Origin of the sequence: Paenibacillus sp. KS1, from assembly GCF_001680695.1 — a bacterium.
In the GTDB taxonomy this organism is placed as follows: domain Bacteria; phylum Bacillota; class Bacilli; order Paenibacillales; family Paenibacillaceae; genus Paenibacillus_B; species Paenibacillus_B suaedae.
In genome coordinates this window covers 1-995 of sequence record NZ_MAIS01000259.1, presented here as the reverse complement: position 1 = coordinate 995, position 995 = coordinate 1, and the positions used below count along the sequence as shown (strand labels likewise).

Sequence of the window (995 nt, the reverse complement as noted above, 5' to 3'; positions counted from 1 at the left end):
AAAGCAATATGTAATATATACATATGACGAGGTTTTCGTTATCGCATGTCAAGAATTTGAATTACGTTTAAAGAAATAAAAGCAGGAAGCAACATTACACGAAAGATTGGGTATATGTTTTGTCGTAATATATGTTTGGCTAAGCACTTGGTTCGCAAATAGTATGAAGAAGATGAGATTTCCTGAGGAGGTATAGATCGAGATGTCTGATCATTGGGATATTTATTTTTGTGAGATTGAAGGTAAGTTTGCATCAGTTGTATTGGATATGGATATCTGGAAGGAGATTGAGAAATCTGAGTATCCACATCCGATGGTTTTAAGAATACGAATCAAAAACCCTGGAGAAAGCGGTACTCCAATTAATGAAGAGGCTGAATTAATCAACGACCTAGAAGATAAAATCAATGATGAAAGTGCAGGTTTTGGATTCCATGTTGGCAGGGTGACTACTGATGGGATACGGGATGTATTTTATTATTTTTCTAAACCTTACGAGCTAGAAAAAGCAGCAGAGACGTATTTCTTGGAACATGGATATGAGATAGAGGTTCTTCATCTTGAAGAGGAAAATCCTTGGGATTTTTATTTTGAGTACCTTTACCCCGACAAATATCAAATTCAACATATGGGGAATCGAAAAGTTGTTGATCAGTTACGAGAGTCAGGGGATACATTTGAAGATGTGAGACAGGTAGATCATTGGGTCTATTTTCAATCTATTGAAGATAAAGAGTATTTCGATGCTAAGGTTGAACTTTTGGGATTCGAAATCGATTCAGATCCTGCTAATGATGAAAAAATTTATTCTCATATCTATCGTTCAGATTACGTCGACTTCCATTCGATTAATGAAGTTACGGATACTCTTGTTGATTTAGTAGAAGAATGTAATGGCGAATATGATGGATGGGGAACTACAGTAGTTAAGTAGATTAGAGGAGGAGGCAACTTCGCCTGGCTTGAATCATAACAACAAGAGAAAGTAAAAACCC

Annotated in this window: 1 protein-coding gene; it reads left to right on the top strand. The window is 36.1% G+C overall.

Annotation, left to right across the window (positions count from 1 at the left end; all coding sequences use genetic code 11):
* The first annotated feature begins 202 nt into the window (after window positions 1-202).
* Window positions 203-934, top strand: a complete 732-nt coding sequence (locus BBG47_RS28190) for a DUF695 domain-containing protein (RefSeq protein ID WP_065294483.1) — start codon at window positions 203-205, stop codon at window positions 932-934.
* Window positions 935-995 lie beyond the last annotated feature (61 nt).

Coding starts and splice junctions, on each gene's coding strand:
- BBG47_RS28190 (WP_065294483.1), top strand. CDS start 203: ATGTCTGATCATTGGGATATTTATTTTTGTGAGATTGAAGGTAAGTTT.